The sequence below is a fragment of the Paramuribaculum intestinale genome, assembly GCF_030759015.1.
Classification (GTDB): domain Bacteria; phylum Bacteroidota; class Bacteroidia; order Bacteroidales; family Muribaculaceae; genus Paramuribaculum; species Paramuribaculum intestinale.
On record NZ_CP098825.1, the window covers coordinates 2,538,997 to 2,556,749 of the forward strand.

14 protein-coding genes and 1 pseudogene are annotated in these 17,753 nt (G+C 57.9%); 9 read left to right on the top strand and 6 right to left on the bottom strand.

Features of this window, described 5'->3' with window-relative positions:
• Positions 1–58: 58 nt before the first annotated feature.
• The 9 genes and pseudogenes from NF347_RS11345 to recA form a co-directional block, all read left to right on the top strand.
• Positions 59–814 (top strand): 4-hydroxy-tetrahydrodipicolinate reductase, encoded by a 756-nt coding sequence (locus tag NF347_RS11345; RefSeq protein ID WP_107681622.1) that lies wholly within the window; start codon positions 59–61, stop codon positions 812–814.
• Positions 815–847: 33 nt separating this feature from the next.
• Positions 848–2,296: a signal peptidase I gene (lepB, locus tag NF347_RS11350; RefSeq protein WP_107034950.1), complete on the top strand. Its 1,449-nt coding sequence runs from the start codon at positions 848–850 to the stop codon at positions 2,294–2,296.
• A complete protein-coding gene (locus NF347_RS11355) occupies positions 2,293–2,910 on the top strand; it encodes a WbqC family protein (RefSeq protein ID WP_107034949.1) in 618 nt (205 codons plus the stop codon). The genes lepB and NF347_RS11355 overlap by 4 nt, the downstream gene beginning before the upstream one ends.
• Positions 2,911–2,949: 39 nt before the next feature.
• Positions 2,950–5,535: a glycosyltransferase family protein gene (locus NF347_RS11360; protein ID WP_107034948.1), complete on the top strand. Its 2,586-nt coding sequence runs from the start codon at positions 2,950–2,952 to the stop codon at positions 5,533–5,535.
• Positions 5,536–5,537: 2 nt separating this feature from the next.
• On the top strand, positions 5,538–5,990 hold the full coding sequence (locus tag NF347_RS11365; protein ID WP_107034947.1) for a hypothetical protein: 453 nt from the start codon (positions 5,538–5,540) through the stop codon (positions 5,988–5,990).
• Entirely contained in the window at positions 5,987–6,907 is a 921-nt protein-coding gene (gene xerD, locus NF347_RS11370; protein ID WP_107034946.1) for a site-specific tyrosine recombinase XerD, read from the top strand. Before NF347_RS11365 ends, xerD begins: the two co-directional genes overlap by 4 nt.
• A 174-nt stretch (positions 6,908–7,081) precedes the next feature.
• Positions 7,082–9,622: a beta-N-acetylglucosaminidase domain-containing protein gene (locus tag NF347_RS11375; protein WP_107034945.1), complete on the top strand. Its 2,541-nt coding sequence runs from the start codon at positions 7,082–7,084 to the stop codon at positions 9,620–9,622.
• Entirely contained in the window at positions 9,619–10,617 is a 999-nt protein-coding gene (locus NF347_RS11380) for a lipoate--protein ligase (RefSeq protein ID WP_107034944.1), read from the top strand. The genes NF347_RS11375 and NF347_RS11380 overlap by 4 nt, the downstream gene beginning before the upstream one ends.
• Positions 10,618–10,916: 299 nt before the next feature.
• A pseudogene (recA, locus tag NF347_RS11385) lies at positions 10,917–11,945 on the top strand (recombinase RecA); the annotation flags it as partial.
• A gap of 869 nt (positions 11,946–12,814) precedes the next feature.
• On the opposite strand, the gene NF347_RS11390 reads toward recA, so the two are convergent.
• The 6 genes from NF347_RS11390 to NF347_RS11415 form a co-directional block, all read right to left on the bottom strand.
• Positions 12,815–14,107: a hemolysin family protein gene (locus NF347_RS11390; RefSeq protein WP_107034942.1), complete on the bottom strand. Its 1,293-nt coding sequence runs from the start codon at positions 14,105–14,107 to the stop codon at positions 12,815–12,817.
• A complete protein-coding gene (lptC, locus tag NF347_RS11395) occupies positions 14,104–14,907 on the bottom strand; it encodes an LPS export ABC transporter periplasmic protein LptC (protein ID WP_107034941.1) in 804 nt (267 codons plus the stop codon). Before lptC ends, NF347_RS11390 begins: the two co-directional genes overlap by 4 nt.
• Complete coding sequence (locus tag NF347_RS11400) at positions 14,907–16,145, bottom strand: hypothetical protein (RefSeq protein ID WP_107034940.1); 1,239 nt, start codon at positions 16,143–16,145, stop codon at positions 14,907–14,909. The genes lptC and NF347_RS11400 overlap by 1 nt, the downstream gene beginning before the upstream one ends.
• Positions 16,132–16,869 carry a type III pantothenate kinase gene (locus NF347_RS11405; RefSeq protein ID WP_107034939.1) on the bottom strand — a complete coding sequence of 246 codons (738 nt, stop codon included), beginning with the start codon at positions 16,867–16,869 and terminating at the stop codon, positions 16,132–16,134. Before NF347_RS11405 ends, NF347_RS11400 begins: the two co-directional genes overlap by 14 nt.
• 74 nt (positions 16,870–16,943) lie before the next feature.
• Positions 16,944–17,327 (bottom strand): hypothetical protein, encoded by a 384-nt coding sequence (locus NF347_RS11410; protein ID WP_107034938.1) that lies wholly within the window; start codon positions 17,325–17,327, stop codon positions 16,944–16,946.
• Positions 17,324–17,626, bottom strand: a complete 303-nt coding sequence (locus NF347_RS11415; RefSeq protein ID WP_161553874.1) for an FtsB family cell division protein — start codon at positions 17,624–17,626, stop codon at positions 17,324–17,326. Before NF347_RS11415 ends, NF347_RS11410 begins: the two co-directional genes overlap by 4 nt.
• Positions 17,627–17,753 lie beyond the last annotated feature (127 nt).

A 17,753-nucleotide genomic window follows, 5' to 3' on the forward strand; every position in this document is an offset into this window, starting at 1 on the left:
AAAGCAGCTCGACTCTGCGAGTTTTTTTGTATTTTTGCGACATTATATCCGACACACGATGAAAATAGCACTGATAGGGTATGGCAAGATGGGCCATGCGATAGAAAAGATAGCGCTTGAGCGCGGCCATGAGATAGTGGCTCATGTAGACATCCACAACGGCGACGCCGCGATCGACTCCGACGCTTTCCGCTCGGCCGACGTGGCGATCGAGTTCACAACTCCCGCCACAGCCTTTGACAACATAAACGCCGCTTTCGCACAGGGAGTTCCGGTGGTGTGCGGCACTACCGGCTGGACTTCGCGCCTCGGAGAGATCAAGGAGATATGCGACGCCGGGAAAGCGACATTTTTCTGGACATCTAATTTCAGCATCGGCGTGAACATATTCTTTGCCCTCAACCGCTATCTGGCCGCCTTCATGGCCGGATTTCCGCAGTATCGCCCGACGATGAAAGAGATACACCATATCCACAAACTCGACCATCCGAGCGGGACTGCGCTTACGCTCGCCGAAGGGATCATGGACTCGGATCAGCGCATAGGCTGCTGGAGCGAGCAGATCAGCGACGACCACACACTGCTCATAGACCATGAGCGCGAGGGAGAAGTGCCCGGCACACACATAATCCGATGGGATTCGCCTGTGGACACCATCACGATCGAGCACCGTGCCAAAAGCCGCGAGGGATTCGCTCTGGGCGCCGTCGTAGCCGCCGAATGGGTAAAAGACCGCAAAGGATTCCTGACCATGCCGCAGCTCATGGAGGGGATGATCAGCAATCCAGCGCTGATGAAGACAGCAGGACTCTGAATCCACACCTAAAACACTTGACCACACAAAGCAATGGACAAAAATAAATTCGTTGCCGATCTGAAATCGCGCATCGGCTCCACCAAAGCCACGCGGTGGGTGAGATTCGGCATAGTCGCCCTCCTGTTTCTGGGCTGGGTAGCCTGGATGGGCAACTGGTGGCTTGCCCTTCTGCTCGTGCTTCTCTTCGACATCTACATCACCGGCTACATACCCTTCACATGGTGGAAAAACAGCCGATCCAAGACCGTGCGCACCGTCATGAGCTGGGTTGACGCCATAGTCTACGCCATTGTGGTGGTGTATTTTGTATTCGCTTTCGTAGGCCAGAACTATCAGATACCGTCATCGTCGCTTGAAAAATCGCTACTCGTCGGCGACTATCTGTGGGTCAACAAAATGGCCTATGGTCCGCGCGTGCCAATGACTCCGGTGCATTTCCCCCTGGTGCAGAACACCATGCCCGGATGGCTCGGAGGCACCAAGAGCTATCTTGACAGCCCGCAGATCAAATACCACCGTCTGAAAGGCTTCGACACCGTAAAGACGGGCGACATCGTGGTGTTCAACTTTCCGGCCGGCGACACCGTGGCCTCAAACATGCCCAATCCCGACTATCACACTCTGGTAAGACTCTACGGCCATGATGTGGTAAACTCCGGCGATCCGGCCTTCGGCGAGATCATTTACCGGCCGGTGGACCGTCGCGAGAACTACGTGAAACGCACGGTAGGACTGCCCGGGCAGACGATCGAGATACGCTCCGATTCGATCTATATCGACGGATCGCTGCAGCCGATGCCCGCCGAAGCCCAGCACAACTATTACTTCCAGACCAAGCGCCCGCTCACCGACTCCGACTTCGACAATCTCGGCATAGCCGTCGATGACCGCCACCGCATATCGACCTCTCCGTCGGACTACCCCGCCCTGGCCTCGCTGGGCTTCGACACAAACGCCGACGGCACCATTCCGCCGATATACTTCGGTCCGCTTACAGCCGGAATGCGCGAACAGATGCTGTCGCAACCCAATGTGTTCAGCCACCTGATGAAACAGCCCGCCCCGACCGACGACACCCTGTTTCCCGCCGGAATCGCCGACGACTGGACTCGCGCACAGTACGGTCCGATATGGATACCCCGGCGCGGCGCCACCATACCCCTCACACGCGAGAACTGGGACATCTACAACCGCTGTATCCGCAACTACGAGGGCCATAACGACGCCTATATCGACCCGGACGGCACGGTGTATATCGACGGCAAGCCGGCCGACAGCTATACCTTCGGGATGGACTACTACTTCATGATGGGCGACAACCGCGACAACTCGCTCGACTCGCGCTACTGGGGCTTCGTGCCTGAAGACCATATCGTGGGCAAGCCTATCATGATACTGCTCTCGCTTGACAAGGACAAGGGTCTGTTCAGCGGCGGAATACGCTGGAACCGGATACTGCGCAGCGCCAACCCCAAATGAACGCTCCGCTCTATCCGCCCCAGTATTGCGCGCCGGCCGCCTATTATGCCTCGATGGCACGCCGCGGCGAAGCATGCATAGCCGACGGCCTGAGATATGACAAGCGGTTCAAATCGACCCACCGGTGTCTGATTCCCGGCAACCACGGCATGATCATGCTGACTGTGCCTACAGTCAAGCCACACCGTGCCGACGCCACATGGGCCGACGTCGAAGTGTCGGATCACGGATCATGGTGGAGCGAGCATCTGACAGCCATGGAATCGACCTACGGACGCACACCCTACTTTGAATTCTACATCGACGACTTCCGGCAGATCATCGGTCCACAGGCCGTAGGCCGTAGGCTCACCGACTTCGACGGCGATCTCGATACCCTGATACGCCGTCTGCTCGGCATATCGACCGAAGTCTCGCACTCCGCCGAGCCATTACACCCCGGCTCGCTCTGCGAGCACACCCCCGATCTGACGATCGGGCAATACTGGCAGATCAGACCCACCGAACAGGCCTCAACAGGCCGACTCAGTGTGCTCGACCTACTGTTTTGCCTCGGCCCGGAAGCCCTGACGCTGCTTCTCGACGCCTCCCGCTCACCAATCCAATCGCGATAACAATCCACGAAACAAGAACTCCGATCCAATCAAAGCAACATGGAACAAATAAAGCAATTTCTGCGCTCGCGCAGCTTTATCGGCACTATCGTGTCGCTTCTGGCCATAGCCGCCATATCGCTGGCATTTTTCTATCCCGACGCCCTCGAAGGCAACGTGCTGCGTCAGCACGACATGCAGCAGGGAGCAGCCATAGGCCATGAAGCGGAAGCCTTCCGCGAAGCCACCGGCGAAACCACCCGCTGGACCAACTCATTGTTCTCCGGCATGCCCACCTTCCAGATAGCTCCCTCGTATCCCTCCAGTTCTCTGATAAGCTGGGTCAATACGCTGATGGGGCTCGGCCTGCCCTCGCCGGCCAATCTGGTGGCGATGATGATGATCGGATTTTTCATCCTGCTGCTCAGCATGAAGATGCGCTGGTATGTGGCTCTGACCGGCGCAATAGCCTACGGCTTCTCATCGTATTTCATAATCATCATAGGCGCAGGCCATATATGGAAGTTCGTCACTCTGGCCTACGTGCCGCCCACGATAGCGGGTGTGCTGCTATGCTACAGAGGCCGCTATCTTGCCGGAGGCGCCATGACGGCCTTCTTCGCCATGATGCAGATAGCCTCCAACCATGTGCAGATGACCTACTACTTCATGTTTGTCATAGCGGGCATCTCGATAGCCATACTGATATGGTCGGCCGGCAGAGGTCAGCTCCGCCGATGGCTTGCCGCCACAGGAGTGCTGGCCGTGGCGGGCATCATAGCCGCCGGCGCCAATCTGCCGAGCCTCTACAACACCTACGAATACTCCAAGGAAACAATGCGCGGAGGGCATAGCGAGCTCACGCAGCCCGACAACTGCGCCAACTCTTCGAGCGGAGGTCTTGACCGCGACTATATCACGCAGTACAGCTACGGCACAGCCGAGACATTCACCCTTCTGATTCCCGACCTCAAGGGGGGCGCATCCATGAAACCTGAGAAAGGGAGCAGCAAGATGCTCACCCTCGCCGACACCGACAAGGCCAGAGATCTTGCCGCGAAAGGAGAGATAGACCGTCAGGAACTGCAATATCTCGGCTACATGAGCCAGTATTTCGGAGAACCCGAAGGAACGAACGGACCGGTTTATGTCGGCGCACTGATCGTGGCTCTGTTCATACTCGGATGCTTCATAGTCAAAGGCCCTATCAAATGGGCGCTGCTTGCGCTTACGGCGCTGTCGATACTACTGGCACTCGGCCGCAACTGCATGTGGCTCACCGATCTGATGATCGACTACATGCCGATGTACAGCAAATTCCGCACCGTAGAGAGCATACTCGTGATAGCCGAATTCACGATGCCGCTGCTTGCCATTATGGCTCTTCAGAAACTGCTGACGACGCCCGATGCCTGGCAGCGGTTCAGGCGTCCGATGACATGGAGCTTCGGCATGGTACTGGCACTCTGCCTCGCCGGCATACTTATACCCGGCATCTACGGATCGCCCATCGGCGGTTCTGACCGCCAGATCGACGCCATGATCTCGCAGAGTCTCTCGGCGGGAGGCGCCGACCAGGCGACCCTGCAGTATTTCAGTCTGGAGAATCCCCGGATATATGCCGCTGTGGAAACGATACGCAACTCCATGGTTTCGGGCGACGCGCTCCGCAGCTTCATGATCGTGGCCGCCGGCGCGATAGTGCTTGCGGTATGCATGCGCGGACGGCTTAAAGCCGGCGTGGCGATCGGCGCGATCGGTGCTATAGTGCTGCTGGATCTGTTTACCGTCGACAAGCGCTATGTGGATTCGGAAAGCTTCGTGGCCAAGCGTCTTGCCCTGGCTCCTCAGTTCCCGCTCAGCGACGCCGACCGGGCGATCCTCGCCGACACATCGATGAACTACCGCGTGATGGACATGCAGCGTTTCTGGCAGGCCGACCCCTCGTATCACCACAAATCCATCGGAGGGTATCACGCCGCCAAACTCACCCGCTATCAGGATCTCATCGACCGGCATCTTCAGCCGCTGCTCAGCGGCAATCCGAGTGAGGCTGACTTCAGAGTGCTCGACATGCTCAACGCCCGCTACGTGATCACCGGTCAGGGAGAGGCTGTGCTCAACGACCGCGCCCTGGGCAACGCATGGATAGCCGACTCGCTGATATATGTGGACGGAGCCGATGCAGAAATGGCCGCATTATCGGAAATAGATCCCGCACAGACAGCCGTAGCCGACCGCCGCTTCACAGCCACACTCGGCGCAAGCACCATGGCGAAAACACCGGGCGACACCATATTCGAAACCACCTACGCCCCCAACCGGCTCACCTATCACGCCCGCTCGGCCAAAGGCGGCGTGGCAGTATTCTCGGAGGTCTACTTCCCCTGGGGCTGGAAAGCCACAATTGACGGCAAGGAGGCGGAAATAGGGCGCGTGAACTATCTGTTGCGCGCCATGCGTATTCCGGCCGGAAGCCACACCATAGAGATGCGCTTCGACCCCGACTCGCTCAAGACCACCACCGCCACGGCCTACGCCTCGATCATACTGGTATATCTGGCTCTCGCAGCCGCTATAGCCGCAGGCTTCAGGCGTATCATGGCCGGCCAGAGCGTATCGACGGCAGAAAAAGATGTCGACTGACGATGCTTCTCAAACACCTTAAACGCCCTATAAAGCGACGGTGGCGCGGACGCGGCAACGGCGTCCACTCACCGTTTGCCTACAGGTTTATCACCGAGGTGCTCCGTCAGAAAGACGCGTATTACGCCTACGACCAACTTGACGGCTATCTGCCGCGTCTGGCCTACAGAGTGGCGCTTTGCGTGTCGCCTCAGCATGTGACCTGCCACACCGATGACCCGGCGATAGTCCGTGCCCTGCAGCTCGGACATCGCCACGGGCTGCTCAACCGGCGTCCGATCGACGCAGACTATGTAGAACTGACAGTCAAAGGCCCCTCGTTTTCAGCCGACATAGCAGCGATGCGCGGCCGTCTTGACTCCGCCGGGTGCGGCATGCTGTTCGAGGGACGGCGCGCCGCCATCGCGGTGTGTTCAACCATACTTCCACGCACCGACTATCTGACCGACACATGACCGAACTGCGCCGCATAACCGACATGTCGCGGCTTCTCGACACCTACGAGGCTCATATAAGCCTCGAGCGCGGACTGTCGGAAAACACCCGTATCAGCTACCGGATGGATGTGGAAAAACTCACCGGCTTTCTTGCCGAAGAGTCGATAAGCCTCTCCGAGCTGAGCCTGTCGCACCTGCAGAGCTTCGCAGCCGCGCTCCACGACCTGGGCATCAGCGCCCGCTCCCAGGCCCGCATCCTGTCGGGAGTGAGATCATTCTGCCGGTTTCTACACACGGAGCATTTTCTGGCCACCGATCCGTCGCAGCTGCTCGAAACTCCAAGCATAGGCCTGCATCTGCCCGAAGTGCTCAGCGTGGAGGAGATTGATGCCATGATCGCGTCAATCGATCCGTCGACGGCCGAAGCCACGCGCAACCATGCCATCGTTGAGACCCTCTACGGCTGCGGGCTGCGCGTGTCGGAGCTTGTCAGTCTGGAGATAGGCCGCATCTATGCCGCCGAAGGGTATCTGGTGATCCGTGGCAAAGGCTCGAAAGAGCGTCTCGTGCCGGTGTCGGACACAGCCCTGGCATGGATCGAAGGATATCTGCCCGAACGCGCCGCCCTGCCGATAAAGCATGGCGAAGAGCCCTTTCTGTTTCTGAGCCGCAGAGGCACCCGCCTGACACGACAGATGATATTCACTATAATAAAACGTCTTGCCTCAGCCGCCGGCATAGCCAAGACCATATCGCCGCACACCCTGCGCCACTCCTTCGCCACACACCTGCTCGAAGGGGGCGCCAACCTGCGCGCCATACAGCAGATGCTCGGCCACGAGAGCATAGCCACGACCGAGATATACCTGCATCTCGACCGTTCGCGCCTGCGCCAGGAGATACTCGACCACCATCCACGCAACCGGCGTCACTGAACCGACTCCGGCACAAAATGAGTGAAGAGAAGTGAAAAACCGCTCCTGCGACAGCACGAAGCGACAAATGAGCTTGCGAAATAGACAGATAATAAGTAACTTTGCAGTAATCACCACACGAACGAGTGGATACCGACAGAACAAAATCATAAAAATCAATACCATTTTCCTACTATGACCATCAGCAAGTCAATCCTGACAGCCCTGGCTCTGGCAGCGATAGTGCCGGCCTGGGGACAGGACACCTTCGACCTCCAGTCGCAGCGCAAGGAGGTGCAGAACTATCTCGCCGTTCCGGGCGAAAAGCTCGACCACAAAGGCATCATCATCAATCCCACTCCCCACAGCCTCGAAACGAACGGCGCCGGCACACTCGGCATAGCCGACGGATTCAAGCTGAAAGGGGATCAGCGCTATGAAGCCGATCTGCTGAAAGCATCGATCCCCACATCGTGGAAGGGGACCCTCCTGACCATCGCCACCGGCGCAAAAGCCGCCAAGAAGCAGAAGGTGGAAGCCAAAGAGGGCGCCTACCGCCTGACCGTGGACAAGAACGGAGTGACCATCACCGGCTATGACGACAAAGGCGCTTTCTACGGCATACAGACCCTTCGCCAGCTCGTAGAAAGCCCGATAGCCTCCAACGGCACACTGCCCTACCTCACCATCGCCGACTATCCCGACCTGCCTCACCGCGGAGTCGTGGAAGGCTTCTACGGCACTCCGTGGAGCCACGAGGTGCGTCTGTCGCTGATCGACTTCTACGGCCGCAACAAGATGAACGACTATCTCTACGGCCCGAAGGATGATCCGTATCACAGTTCCCCCTACTGGCGACAGCCCTATCCCGAACAGGAGGCCAAGCAGATACACGAACTTGTGGAGGCCTGCAAGGCCAACCGCGTTAACTTTGTCTGGGCCATACATCCGGGCAAGGACATACGCTGGGACAAGGCCGACTACGACAGCCTCGTAAGCAAGCTCGACATGATGTATGACCTCGGTGTGAGATCGTTCGCACTGTTTTTTGACGATATCGAAGGCATCGGCACCGATTCCAACCGCCAGGCCGAACTGGTCAACGACCTCACCCGCGACTTTGTGGAGAAGAAGGGCGACGTGACCAACCTGATGATATGCCCCACCGACTACTCCCAGCTCTGGGCCAATCCCGGCCCGAAAGGACAGCTTGCCATCTATGGCGAGAAGCTCAATCCGAAGGCCGAAGTGTTCTGGACCGGCGCGGTGGTGTGCAGCGACCTGACCCCCGAAACCCTTGAGTTTATCGACAGCCGCATCAAACGCCCCGCACTCTACTGGTGGAACTATCCCGTTACCGACTATGCCCGCAACTATCTGCTTCAGGGTCCGGTGTATGGTCTTGACACATCGCTCACCTCAGCCCAGACCTCAGGCATAGAGAGCAACCCGATGGAGCATGGCGAAGCCTCTAAACTCGCTCTCTACGGCGTGGCCGACTACGCATGGAACGTAAGCTCGTACAACCCGATCGACAACTGGGAGCGCGGACTCTCCGAACTTGCCCCCGACCAGGCCGAAGCCTACCGCCTCTTCGCGATACATTCGGCCGACACCGAGACCGGCTACCGCCGCGACGAATCATGGGAAACCACCACTTTCCCCTTCGACAACTATACCCCCGCCCAGTTCGAGGCTCTTAAGAAAGAGTTCGAGGCCATCAGGCAGGTGGAGGGCAAGATGGACAAGATCAGCAACAAAGCCCTGCTCAAGGAGCTTAAGCCATGGCTCACACAGTTCACACGCCTCGGCGAACGCGGCGCGCGCACCCTCGATCTGATCAAGATCTTCGAGAGCGGCGACGACACAGCCTTCTGGAACAACTATCTGGCCAACCTCATGACCGATGAGGAGAAAGCCGCCTACACCGCCCACAAGTCGGGAACGATGAAGCTCCAGCCCTTCTATCAGAATGCCATGGACGGGATGCTCGAAGCGTTCTACAAAAAGGCCTCCGGCGAAGTTCCCTCGATGTATAAAGGCACCGGCAGCTACCGCAGCCTCGGCTCCGTACAGGCCAAAGCCATGCTTGACAATGACTCGACCACCTACTACCATTCGGGCAACGCCCAGCGTGCCGGACACTGGGCCGGCCTCGACCTGGGCGCAGTGCGCAAGGTGGAGGAGATCAATATACTCCAGGGCCGCAACTCGGTTGACGACGTGGATTATTTCGACAACGTGATCCTTGAGGCCTCGGCCGACGGAAAGGACTGGAAAGCCCTGACCGACTCGATGCAGCGCACATATCACATACACTGGACCGGCGCGCCTGTCGACGCCCGCTACGTGCGCATCCGCAAGCTTCACTCGCCCAAGTCAAACTGGCTTGCGATACGCACTTTTGACGTGAACCCTCTCACGCCCGAACGCCTCGGCAACAACCTCACCGCTCCTGATGACAAAGCCGTAAGGGCATTTGACAGCAACCCTGCGACCGAATACGCAGTAAAAGGGGAGATAGCCTTTGACCGCAAGCCCGACACCAAGAGCCTGACACTGCTGCTCGGCACCCCGGGCACCGGCTGCACCCTCGTGGAACTTGACGGCAAGGGCAACACCATACGCACCACTCCGATCAGCTCACAACTCGTCAAAACGGCGCTCGACGAAGCCACAACGAGAGTGAAACTGCTCGGCCCCTGCACCGTCTACGAAATTATCGCCGACAAATGATCTACGCACAACTTCCCACAGAGGGCGACCATATCGGTCGCCCTCTGCCATTCTATCTCGCGATGGAGGAGTGGCTGGCGCGGCGTGAAGGCCCGGACAGCTATTTCTTCATGTGGCAGGTTGACCCGACTGTGATATGCGGGCGTCATCAGGATGTGGAACTGGAAACCGATCTGGACTTCTGCCACAGCCACGACATAAGGGTGGTGCGCCGCAAGAGCGGCGGCGGCTGCGTATATGCCGACCGCAACAACATAATGATGAGTTATATCACTCCTTCGGCCGACGTGATGACCACCTTCGGCGAATACACCTCCGGAGTGGCGTCCATGCTCCGCTCTCTCGGCCTCGACGCCACGGCCGACACATCGCGCAACGACGTGCTGATCGGCGGCCGGAAAGTGTCGGGCAACGCCTTCTATCACCTGCCCGGACGGAGCATCGTGCACGGCACAATGCTGTATGACACCGACCGGGCGATGATGGCCGGAGCGATCACTCCCTCACGCGCCAAAATGCTGTCGAAAGGGGTGAAATCGGTCGAAAGCCGCATCACCACCGTCAAGGAACACTCCACCATCGGCATAGAGGAGTTCAAGCGAGCCGTGAGGGAGAGTCTATGCGGCGGCCATACACTGACTCTGACCGACGCCGACATAGAGGAGATAGAACGCATGGCCGAAGAATATTTTGCCGACAGCTGGCTCTACCGACGGCGCAGCCGAAGCGGTTCGGGGCGTCGCATAGAAGGAGTGGGCGAGATACGTCCGCGTGTCATAACCGGCAGCGACGGACTGATAGAGCGCGTGGAACTGTCGGGCGACTTCTTCGCCATCACCGATCCCGAAACCGAACTGAAAGAACGTCTAAAGGGAGTGGCTCCAGAGCTCGAAGCGATAGCAACTGCTCTTGAGGGATGGGACGCCTCACAGTATGTGGCAGGGCTGACGACGGAGGTGCTTGCGACCCTGATAAGTGAAGCGATCCAGAAATAAGTTATTTTTAGAGAGTGTCTGAAATGTATAAAAGGCAACGAGGAGATGTTCTCTCAACGTCTCCTCGCTTAGATAATAAACCAATCATTATCACATTTCTTGCAATGGAAAAAGTAATTTTGCTATGTACCAATAAAACGCGGCCGAATCCGGAAAGTTCGGTGCAAGAGGAAAAACTTTGATCGTTGGCGTTTTTTAACCGGTATGTGCAGTGTTTCTGCCCAAGAAAATTCGTAACTTTGCAGTGAGCGACAGGGCCGCACGCACTGTCGGCCACAACCCTCAAACCATAAGCGAACATGGAAAAGAAAAAAACAACCTCAAAAAAAGATAAAGAGGCAGTAGACCCCAAGAAGGCACGCCTCGACGCCCTCGCTGCCGCAATGCAGAAGATCGAGAAGGATTATGGCAAGGGGGCCATAATGAAGCTCGGCGACGACAATATCGAGGATGTAGACGTGATACCTACCGGATCGGTGAGCCTCAACTACGCCCTCGGCGTGGGCGGCTTCCCGCGCGGACGCATCATAGAGATCTATGGACCCGAGTCGTCGGGCAAGACCACTCTGGCCATCCATGCCATAGCCGAAGCCCAGAAGCTTGGCGGCATAGCAGCGATAATCGACGCCGAGCACGCTTTTGACCGGTTTTATGCCGAGAAACTGGGTGTGGACGTGAACAACCTGCTCATATCGCAGCCCGACAACGGCGAACAGGCTCTGGAAATCGCCGAACAGCTGATACGCTCCTCGGCGATCGACATACTGGTGGTAGACTCCGTGGCGGCTCTGACTCCCAAGAGCGAGATCGAGGGGGATATGGGCGACCGCAACGTAGGCCTTCAGGCACGCCTGATGTCGCAGGCCATGCGCAAGCTTACGGGCACGATATCGCGCACCAACACCACGTGCATATTCATCAATCAGCTCCGCGAGAAAATCGGAGCGATGTTCGGCCCGTCGGAAACGACTACCGGCGGCAACGCTCTGAAATTCTACGCCTCTGTGCGCATAGACATACGTTCGAGCACGACGATCAAGGATGGCGAGAATGTACTCGGACGCCACACCAAGGTGAAGATCACGAAAAACAAGGTGGCTCCTCCGTTCAAGCGCGCCGAGTTCGACATAATGTTCGGCGAAGGAATATCGCGCAGCGGCGAGCTTGTGGACATGGGCGTTGAATATGGGATCATCCAGAAGAGCGGCTCATGGTTCAGCTACGACGGATCGCGTCTGGCACAGGGTCGCGACGCCGCCAAAAAGATGCTTCAAGACAATCCCGAGCTGGCCGACGAGATCGAGGCCAAGATAATGGAAGCTCTGAAGGCATCGGACGGCAACAGTACGCGCAAGAGTGCTTCCAAAGCCGAAAAGCCATCGACCAAGGCTCAGTCCGAGGATGCTGAGGATAACGCTGACAACATAGACGATCTCGACTTCGACAGCGATCTCGACGATGAGGAGTTCAGAATCGACGAAGAATAATATCAACTTCATAGAGGCGGCGCGCCGGCTAAAAAGCTGACGCGCCGCTTTATTTTCAGGGGGGGGATAGGAGGTGGCTACGCTATTGGCCTAGGCTGGCGCGGGCGGCTGATCTCGCAAGCTCCGCAGCTCAGCCGAGTGTGGGGCGGCTCCGGCTACCCCGGTCTACGCGGCACGCGCTCCCCGACCCCGCTAACGCGTGGCGGGATTGGCGTGACGCTCCGAACCGGGGATTCTGTCTGCCCGCCCCCTCCGGGGCTCCGAGGGTGTCAACGCCATCCGGTCGGGAGGGAGGAGGGAGAAGAGAGAGCGAGGGTGTCAGCGCATGAGGAGGGACGACCGTGAAAGCAGGGAGGAGGAGGGGGAGATAGGGAGATGGCGCGCGAGGGCGTCAGCGCCAGCCGGTGGGAAGAGGGGAATCGGAGTGATCAGAATAATCGGAGAGCGAGGGTGTCAACTCATCCTACGGGGAGAAAGAGGTGGTCAATAATAGGCGAGAATGTCTGCTTCTTCGTATATGAGCCGATACCGAGATGAGGAATTGATGAGTGGACTGTCCCTGCGGCTCATCTACGAAGATCCGCGAGAGTACGATACTACACTCCCACCAAGCCGTCCTGCGGACGTCATGGCGGGGTTTACAAAGGTCGGTGGTCTACGACCACCTCAACGGGGAGGGAAGAAGTCAGAGGAAGTGGGAAAATGAGGGGTCAGGCGGATGGAACCGGAGCGGAGGTGGCGGGGGCGATGCGGATGAGTTCGAGACGAGTGGCGGTGCGGCGCACTATGGTGAACAGTTTGCCGTCGATCTCTATCTGCTCGCCCTGTGATGGGATAGCTCCGACGTTGTGGAGTATGTAGCCGGCGAGTGTCTGGTAGTCATCGTCCTCGGGGATGTCGACATGATAGGTTTCGCGCAGTGTCTCGATCTCAATGCGGCCGCTGCACTCGTAGACTCCCGGCTCTATCTCGCGCGCCATGGTGCGCGATGTGTCGTGCTCGTCCTGTATGTCGCCGAATATCTCCTCCACAAGATCCTCGAGCGTGACGAGTCCGGCGGTGCCTCCGAACTCGTCGACCACCACCGCCATGGAGCGTTTTTCGGACAGCAGCCGCTGCATGAGCTTCTTGGCAAGCAGTGTTTCCGGGGCGAACACCATAGGCTTGATGGCCGTGCGCCAGTCGTTGTCGGGCTTGAACAGCTCGCTGACGTGGATATATCCCTTGACGTTGTCGATATCTTCGTCGTAGACCACGATCTTGCTTCGTCCCGACGATGTGAACAGTCTGCTCAGCTCGTCGCGCGTAGTGGTGGCCAGATTAACAGCGACGATCTCGTTGCGCGGCTGCATACAGTCGCGTATATGGGTTGTCGAGAAGTCGAGAGCGTTGTGGAATATCTTCACTTCGTTTTCGACCGGAGCCTTCTGCGGGTTGACCTCGTCGATAGTGCGGTCGAGATATGAATTGAGATCACCGACCGACAGCATGCCCATGCGCGGGGAGTCGCTCTTGAATCCGCATAGCTTCATGAGCGCACGCGAGAGCCACGACGTGAATGCCGACACCGGCCAAAGCAGCAGGTAGAAGAGGTAGATCGGCAGAGCGAACACACGGAGCGATATGTTGGGATTGATGCGGAAGATGGTCTTGGGGAAGAATTCGCCGGTAATGAGTATCACGCCTGTGGAGATGAGGGTGGAGAGTATGAGCACTATGGCCTGATTGAGATGATAGTGCTCCAGCCAGCATTTTTCGATAAAGAACGCCGCACCCATGCCATAGATGACGAGCATGATGTTGTTGCCTACGAGGATTGTGGATATGAAGAAGTCGGGATCGGCATAGAAGCGTCCGAGAATGCGGCTGAGCATTCCTCCCTTCTTCACGTCGAGTTCGACTCTGACACGGTCGGAGGTGATGTAGGCTATCTCGGTGCCGGAGAAGAGTGCCGAGAACATCAGTGAAACGAGGGTGAGTACAAGCCAGGCTACAGGTGTCATTGTTGGTCGTTGATCTTGATTTTATGCAGTCGTTGCGGAACAGGTTTATGGGGTCGTCGTGCAGTGTCGGGCACAGCCACTGCCTTTGCCGGAGCCGGTCGGGCGGATGCCGCTTCAGGCTCTTTGCGCTTGCGGTCGGATGGGCGATAGCGCACCGTGGCCGAGTCGGTCGCAACCGACGCCGTGGATGAAACCGAATCGGAAGCGGCCGGGGACGGATCACCGGGCGTGAACTGCTGCACGGGGAGGATCGCCGACACATTGCGCACCCGGAAGTCGGTCATCGAATTGTTGGACTCGAATCCATAACCTTCCATTATCCGGTCGGAGCGCTCAATGCGTATAAACGAATCGGAATAGACCTTGCCGCGCCGCTGATCCCAGAAAAGCTGCGAGGTGAGGAACCGGTCGGAGGCCATGTTGGTGACTCTCACATGCCCGTCGAGCCGCCAGAGCTGTTTGACCTTGAAATATGTGGCCGAGTCGCAGTCGACGGTGGCCTCGCGGTTGAAGAAATCGTCGAACCGCTCCAGGTGCAGCCCTGAGGGGAAGCGCCAGCGGCTCTCCCGAGCCTCGTCGTAAACGAGCCACAGAGGCGTGACTACGCGATAGCGCGTGATGCCGGAGTCGGATATCAGGGTGCTGACGTCGGTGGTGGTCATGGTGGCCACCTGTTCGGGGTCGACGTTGGCCGTGTACTCACGGTGGTCGTCGCCTCCGCAAGCGGTCATGGGCCATGAGCAGACAGCTACGGCCGCTCCGGCCACAAACGGCAATATCCTCATCGACGCCCTCGGCATCAGTCGATCTTGCGCTTGTGGAACCACATCTCGTTGAAGTTGATGCCGAGAGTGATGCTGAAATAGTTTTCCTTGACCATAGCCACCGGATGAGCCTGACGCCGGCGGTATTCAAAGCCGAGGTTGATGATGCTCTTGGTGGAGTAGGTGGGGAATCCGAAGCCGCAGGCGAGTCCGTAGTCGTGGACATGGTTGCCGCCGATGGTGATATAGTCGCGGTTGTAGAACGCTCCGAGGCGATAGGTCATGGCCTGGAAGTAGGATCCGCGTTCACGCGGACGGAACTGTGTTCCGAGAGCCACTTTCCATCGGTCGGCATAGACGGTGGTGGGGAAGTCGGACATCTCGGCGAACCTGGCCTTGGTCCAGGGCTGATAAGTGAAGTCGGCCTCCACGAGCAACTTGCCTGAGTGGCGATAGTTTATGCCGACGCCCCATGTGGTCGGGAGGGAGAAATTGCGGCGCAGGCTAATATCCTGAAGCGTGTCGGGCTTTTCGTTGCTCGACACATCGTATTTGATCACCCTGCCGCTGCCGAGGAGATCCTTGCCGGGCGCGAACACCAGACCGACTCCGATATATCGGTCGGCTGCGATCTTCTGCTCATATTGCAGTCCGAACTGCACGCGGAAGTCGCGCACCTGCAGTTCCTGACGGAACAGGGCAGAGTATCCTCCGTCGGGGTTGATATAGACCTCGTTGTTGTTGGTGCCGAAGAGGTAGGAGAAGTTGAAGCCGGCCGAGAGTCCGTTGACGATATTGTAGGCGGCCCCGACGTAGAGCTGGTTGATGCCTCCCGATCCCTGCTGGGTGTAGGATCCATTGTTGATTTCTGAGCCGAACGCATATCCCACCGATGAGAAGGGAAGGAGTCCGAAGCTTGCTCCAATGCGCTTGCTTATGGGAAACTGCATGGTGACATATTCGAGTCCGCCTCCGTTGTCGCTGAAGCGGGTGTCGCCCTGCGTGCGGTTGAATATGGTGAAGTCCACACCCATGTCGAAGAGGAATGTGAGCGAGTCGATACGCGAATATGACGCCGGATTCATCACGTTGATGGATCGTCCTGATCCGAGGGCATAGCCTACTCCTCCCATCTGGCGCTGGGCCGATGTGGCGTTGTCGCTGAGGGTGCCGAATCCGAATCGTGAGTAGGGGCTGGTAGTCTGCGCGCAAAGAGTCGCGCACGCTATTGAAGCCGCTGCGATCGCGGCTACGAGTCTGCTATTTATGTTCATTGTATGTGATTATTCTGTTGAGTCCGCGACTGACGAGCTCGGGGTCGACTGTCGCTTCGAAATCGATCAGTTTGCTGATTTCTCCGGCCCATCCGCCGGTGAGCACGGTGTGTGTGCCTTCGGGCAGATTCGCCCTGTAATAGGACAACGCCCCTACGATGCCATAGACTGCTCCGAGTATCATGGCCGATGGCGTGTCGAAGCCGAGGAAAGTGTCGTAGTCGATATTGCGCGGCACCTCGACCTGAGGCAGGCGTGCCGTATATCGATGGAGCGCGTCGAGCCTCATACGCATTCCGGGGGCGATGTTTCCGCCGATGAAATGTCCGTCGGCTGTGACGGCGTCGTATGTGACCGCCGTTCCCGCGTCGACCACCAGCAACGGCCTCCCGGCAAATGACGCCCAGGCTCCTACGGCGGCCGCGATGCGGTCGGTGCCGAGTGTGCACGGCGTGCGGTAGTCGATGGCTATGGGCAGCGGCGTGGAGTTGGTCAGGCGGCTGACATTGTCGGCATATTTCGCTATAATATCGGTCATGCGGCTTTCCTTGGCCGATACGGAGCAGAACATGGCGTTGGCCGGACGTCCGTAGGGCGACAGGAATCGCTTGATATGTGCGCAGGTGATTGTCGGCTCCACGATCTGATCGATAAGCCGGTCGCCGTCCCACAGGGCCACCTTGGCGGCCGAGTTGCCCTGATCTATGGTGAGGTTGAGTGACATTTCGCCGCAAAATTAACAAATTCCACTGAATTATGCCTCTTTATGTGGGCAGTGTCTGTGCGTGCCGTGGGCTTTTAACTCTTTTTACCCTTACCCGAAGCCTGCCTTGCGGCTCTTGGGAGCATCAGCGAGGCGTAGACCTCAATGGCGCCTCCGGCGAGTGTAAAGGCCATCCAGTCGGTCTGCCTCGGATACCAAAACATAAAGAAAGCTCCGACTCCGAACATGATGGCGGCCCACAGCTCGAGACGGACGAGGCGGCGCACCCTCAGATCGGGCGACGGTGATTTGGCGCAGGCGCGTCCGGCTATAGCCATTACGGCTCCGGCCGCGTATATCCACCGGTAGAGCTCCTGGGATATCTTCAACAGCGGCATAGCGGTGGCCGCGAACACGAGGAGCAGTCCGGCCACGGCGATCCATTGCGCCCAGGGGCGCTGAGATAATGTATTGTTCATTCTACAAGGAATATGTCTTCATTGGGACGCTGCATGTGGTATTGCTCCCTGACGATACGTTCCATCGTTTCGGGATCTGTGCGCAGCCTTTCGTTGAGCGCCTCGTAATATCGCAGTGTGTCGTAGTTGGCGGCGATCTCGGCCTGCAGCCGGTCGATTTCCTTCTGGTAACGGTAATTGTCGAGAATCGAATTATCGTTGAAGAAGAGCACGTAGACGAGCACTCCCGTCATCAGCACGAAGGGGAGATTGACGTAGCGTCGGGTCCAGCTCCATAGGTCGGTCAGTCGTTCGCTCATATCGGGTCGTGGGCAGTGTGTTACAGGAAACATGCAGTCTGCAGCCGTCGTGCGGCATGCTTGATGCTGCAAAGTTACATATAAATCGCGAAAACGCGGTCAGTGGCATCGTCTAATTTTATCATCC